The following is a 4970-nucleotide window of genomic DNA, read 5'->3' as shown; positions in this document are numbered from 1 at the left end:
GTTATCTGAGGCCCCGATGAAACCGTCCACGATGTAGACGACACGCCGTTTAAGGTGCCGGGAAATGCGGTGTGGACTCGTTATCTTCGGTGTCTGTGACGTGTCCTGGTCTGCGGGTGCAGCCGGTGGTGATGCCGTTCGGCGATCCGCAGTCGTGGACTCTGGTCGGTCAGGATTCGGTGGTGGTGGAGCCGGTCGAGGGGTTCTTGGCGCATCTGCACGCGGTCGAGCGATCACCCAACACGGTTAAGGCGTATGCGCACGATCTGCGGGATTGGTTTGAATTCCTGGGCCAGCACGGCTTGGACTGGTCGCAGGTACGGCTGGAAGACGTCGGCCGGTTCGTGGCCTGGTTGCGGCTGCCAGCGACGGCACGGACGGGCAACGTGACGGCATTGCCCACTACCGAGTCAGCGTGCTCGGAGGCGACGGTGAACCGGAAGTTGTCGGCGATCTCGGCGTTCTATGAGTTCCATCAACGCCACGGCGTGGATCTGGGCGACCTCCTGACGAGCTGGCAGCGACGCACGGCGCATGGTGGGTCGTGGCGACCGTTGCTGGCGCATTTGGGTTCCCGACCGGAACGCAGCCGGCGGATCCGGTTGCGCGCCGAGCGGCGTATCGCGGAGACGCTGGATGCAGAGCAGACCACGGCGATCGTGGCGGCGTGTGATCGGCTGCGGGATCGGTTCCTGTTTTCTCTGCTGGCGTCGTCGGGGCTGCGGGTTGGTGAGGCGTTGGGGTTGCGCCACAGCGACATCGACGCTGCGGCCCGGCTGGTGTCGGTGGTGCCGCGGGTCAATGCGAATCGGGCTCGAGCCAAGGGCGGAGGTCGGCAGGTGCCGGTGCCAGCCACGGTGATCCGGCTGTATGCCGATTATCTGCACGGCGAGTACGGCGAGCTGGACAGCGATTACGTGTTCGTCAACTTGTGGTCAGGTCCTATCGGGGGTCCGCTGACGTATGCCAGCGTCTACGATCTGGTCTGCCGATTGCGGGCGCGGACCGGAATTATGTTTGCGCCGCATACTTTTCGCCACTCGTATGCCACAGAATTGTTGCGCCGCAAGGTGGCAGTCGAAGTAGTGCAGCACCTTCTGGGTCACGCATCGATCGCCACGACCAGTGACGCATACGCGCATCTGAAGGTCGAAGACACGCGCCGCGCATTGGTGGCTGCAGGGTGGCTGGCCGAGCGGGACGGGTCGCGGTGAGCATCGAAGCGCTGGCGGCCCCGATCGAGTCTGGCTGGGTTGCGCGTTTGGGTGCGGCGGTGCGGCCGGAGTTCCGGGCCGAGGTGCTGGTGCCCGCCGTGGCCGATCCGATTCTCGGGTCGCCCGCGTGCACCGTGCCCGGATGTGTGCGTTCGAGTCGCTACGGTGGGCTCTGCCCGGCCCATCTGGGCCGGTGGAGAAAGGCGGGTCGCCCGGATGACCGGCAGGCGTGGGCGGCGACCGCCGATCCAGAGGTGATGGGGTACCGGCCGCTGCAATCGTGCCTGGTGCCTGATTGTGGCTTTGGGCAGCATCGGTATCGGTTGTGCTACCGGCATTCTCGCGCCTGGGACAAGGCCGGACGCCCGGCGGTGGATCAGTGGACGCCGCCGGTGGCCGGCACACCGGCGGCGGTGTGCGCCATCCCGGGGTGCGCGTTATGGGCCGAACTGGACGCGGGCTGGTGTCATTCCCACCACAGGCGGTGGCGGCTGCGTGGTCGCCCGCCGGCGGCGGAGTTCATCGCCTATTGCGCCAGCTACGGTGAGGATCGCTTCGACTTGCGGGCACTGGCGCCGCAGCTGCGGCTGGAGATCGGCTACGCGTTGCAATGTCGGGTCGATGCGAACCGAACCCGCACCACACCGCGATCGATCAAGCCTCTGCTGGACCACTTGTCGGCAACTGGGGCCGAGTCGCTGCTGGAGCGTCCGCTTGATGACTGGCTGGCCGGGCTGCCGGCGGCGGCTGCGCTGCACACGCCGCGCGCGTTCCTCGCCTATGCGACCGAGTGCCTGCTTGACTTGCGTGACGGGACCGGCTGGGACAGCGAATATCAGCGTGACGTGTGGCGGCTACGGCGCCTCGGTGTTTCCGGTCATGACGGGGCCCGCATGGATTTCACCGCGGTGCAACCACCGTGGCTGCGAGAGCTGGTCAAACGTTGGTGCCGGTGGCGAATGTCGTGCGGAGTCGGATTGGGGCAGCTGCGCCGGGACCGTATTGCGCTGGTGCGGTTGTCGCGGCTGACACCGGGGTTGGCGAGCTCGCCCGGCCCGAATGTGCTCGACCGGGCGGCGTTGGAGGCCTATCTGGTCCGGCTGGCGGTCGAAATCCCGCACTCGAAGACCCGTAGCACCGACATCGGCTGCGTGACTGGGTTTCTTTGTGCCGTGCGCCAGCATCGGTGGGCATCGCTGCCGGCTGAGGCGCAGTTGTATCCCAGCGACCAGCCCCGCCGCGACGAGACACCGGCACCGCGGGCAATTCCCGAGTTCGTCATGGCCCAGCTGGAAAGCCCAGCCAACCTCGACCGGGTCGGTGACCCGCGGATCCGGCTGCTGGTAGAGATGCTCATCCGCACTGGTCTGCGCATCGGCGACGCCACCCGGCTTCAGATGGATTGTCTGGTGCGCGACCCGCAGGGCGCGGTCTATTTGCGCTATCGCAACCACAAGATGCGCCGCGACGCGGTGGTGCCCATCGACGACGAACTGGCCACCATGATCCAGGATCAGCAGGCGCGCACTCGGCAGCGGTTCCCCACTACCAGTGTGCTGTTGCCGCGCAGCAGCGCCAACCCCGACGGGCGGCTGCCCATTCCCACCGCGACGTTCCACCTGCAGCTCGGGCAGTGGCTCGAAAAGTGTGGTGTCACAGATGAACTCGGTCAGCCAGTCCATGTCACCGCTCACCAGTTCCGGCACACGGCGGCCACTCGGTGGATCAACCATGACGTGCCGCAGGAAGTGGTCCGACGGCTGCTCGACCACACCAGCCACACCATGACGGCCGTCTATGCCCGCCTGGCCGACAGCACCATTCGTGAGCAGTGGGAACGCGCCCAGAAGATCAACATCCGTGGTGAGCCCGTCGACACCACGATCGACGGACCACTCGCCGACGGCGAATGGATGAAACAGAACCTCGCTCGCGCGAAAATGGCTCTGCCCAACGGCTATTGCGGCCTGCCGCTACAGAAATCGTGTCCGCATGCCAACGCATGCCTGACTTGCCCACTGTTCGTCACGACCGCCGAATTCCTGCCCCAGCACCGCAAGCAGCTCGACGACACCCGCGCGCTGATCACCCGCGCCGAGGCCGATGGCCATACCCGCCTGGCCGAGATGAACCGCACGGTCGAAACCAACCTGCTCACCATCGTCACCACCCTCGAAGCCGACCAACACGACTGCCGGTGCACCTCAACGGGCAGCGAAACATGTTGCGAGAAGGGCTCCTCCGATGCGCCGTAACAACAGCCACCACCTCATCGCCGCCGCCCAACGCCGTCGCGCCGACGCCCTCGAACGCGCCCAACAAACCCTGCACGAACTCGGCGAAACCGGCCAGCGACATACCATCGTGCAGATCGCCGCCCACGCTGGCGTGTCCCGTTCATGGCTGTATGCCCAGCCCGAACTGCGCGACCAACTCCGCCGGCTGACCGCCATATCGGAGCCGTCTGCGTCGGCGTCTACCCGGATCGAGCCCGGGACCGACGCCTCGCTGCGCCAACGCCTCACACTCGCACACGAACGCATTCGCGAACTCGACGACGAAACCCGTCACCTGCGGAATCAAATCGCGCTCCTACACGGACAGCTCCGCACCAATCGCATCGCCGCCACTCACGTCACGGACACCGTCCACGACGCAAACACCCAACTCACGCGGCTAAACGGCTAGCCCCGCCCAAGATAATCATCGTCTGCTCAAGCTCGCGGTTCTTCTTGCGCAGCTCACGCAACTGCTGGCTCTCCGCCGTTGACACCCCGGCGGCCTGGCCTTCGTCGATCTCGGCCTGGCGTACCCATTTGCGCAGCGTCTCCGCGCTCATCCCCAGCCGTGTGGAGATGGCCCGCATCGCTGCCCACTCGGTGTCGTACTCGTCGCGGTGCTCCCGGACCAGCCGGACAGCCTTGGCCTTCGTGTCCTGGTCGTACTTCGTTGGCATCGTGCCATCCTTCCCTCAAAAGAAGGTGTGCACGAAACCCGGGAGGCTTCACCACGACAAACCCGCCGCGGCCGCCAAACGCGCCAATCCCGTTGCCGCCGCTCAACGATCCGATGCCGCCCTGGCCAAAGCCGCCCGCAAACACACCAACGACGACACCCCGGTGCACAGCTTCACCAGCCTGCTCGCCGACCTGGGCACCATCTGCGCCAACCACATCCAGCCCGCCGACGACATGGCAGCATTCACCAAGCTCACCACCCCCACCGCACTACAACACCAGGCCTTCGAACTGCTCGGCCTCACCCACCGCCTCGGCTACCCGTAGTCATGTCACACCACAAAATCCCAGGTCACGGTGCATTCATCACCACACCAGGAGGAACTACGGCTTAAACGGCAACGCGGCCTCTGGTGGATGTCGCGCGCGTTGACACCCCCATACCGCGGTCAATACCGAAGTACTTTCAGCATCGTCCAGCTCCGGCCAACGCCATAAGGCCCGTTGCCGCAGCCACATGCAGGTACATTCCGACGCACCAGCCCTAACCAAACGCAGCAAACGCCCAGGTACACCGATTATGAGTCCGTGGACCAAGGTGGCGACCGGGCTGGTGGCGACATCTCGACCATGAACGGAAGCCAGGCCGTCGCCGCTCGCAATTGGACTCAGCGCCATCGGCACGCGGAGGGTAGTTTAAGAACTTGTCAGCAACCTGAGGTGCCTGTGTCGTTTTTGGCCGTAGAAATCGGTAAAATTGCTGGTAAAAGCGTCAGCGAGGGCATGGGGTGTTGTTTGC

Annotated in this window: 3 protein-coding genes and 2 pseudogenes; 4 read left to right on the top strand and 1 reads right to left on the bottom strand. The window is 65.3% G+C overall.

Going from position 1 to position 4970, the window contains the following annotated elements; all coding sequences use genetic code 11:
- Window positions 1-95: 95 nt before the first annotated feature.
- From AC2VON_RS24330 to AC2VON_RS24320, 3 genes are read left to right on the top strand one after another with little or no spacing between them, the layout of a single operon-like run.
- Window positions 96-1214: a site-specific integrase gene (locus AC2VON_RS24330; RefSeq protein ID WP_486955130.1), complete on the top strand. Its 1119-nt coding sequence runs from the start codon at window positions 96-98 to the stop codon at window positions 1212-1214.
- Window positions 1184-3469: a tyrosine-type recombinase/integrase gene (locus AC2VON_RS24325; protein ID WP_486955129.1), complete on the top strand. Its 2286-nt coding sequence runs from the start codon at window positions 1184-1186 to the stop codon at window positions 3467-3469. Before AC2VON_RS24330 ends, AC2VON_RS24325 begins: the two co-directional genes overlap by 31 nt.
- The gene (locus tag AC2VON_RS24320) at window positions 3459-3902 is read left to right on the top strand and encodes a DUF6262 family protein (protein WP_486955128.1); all 444 of its coding nucleotides are present in this window, start codon (window positions 3459-3461) and stop codon (window positions 3900-3902) included. The genes AC2VON_RS24325 and AC2VON_RS24320 overlap by 11 nt, the downstream gene beginning before the upstream one ends.
- Here AC2VON_RS24320 and AC2VON_RS24315 read toward each other — a convergent pair.
- Window positions 3898-4170 (bottom strand): annotated as a pseudogene (locus AC2VON_RS24315) (transposase); the annotation flags it as partial. The gene AC2VON_RS24320 and the pseudogene AC2VON_RS24315 overlap by 5 nt on opposite strands.
- A gap of 52 nt (window positions 4171-4222) precedes the next feature.
- On the opposite strand from AC2VON_RS24315, the pseudogene AC2VON_RS24310 reads away from it, so the two are divergent.
- Window positions 4223-4498 (top strand): annotated as a pseudogene (locus AC2VON_RS24310) (IS1634 family transposase); the annotation flags it as partial.
- Window positions 4499-4970 lie beyond the last annotated feature (472 nt).

The organism is Mycobacterium sp. TH-M82, assembly GCF_057473605.1.
This window is presented reverse-complemented; position numbering and strand designations above follow the sequence as displayed.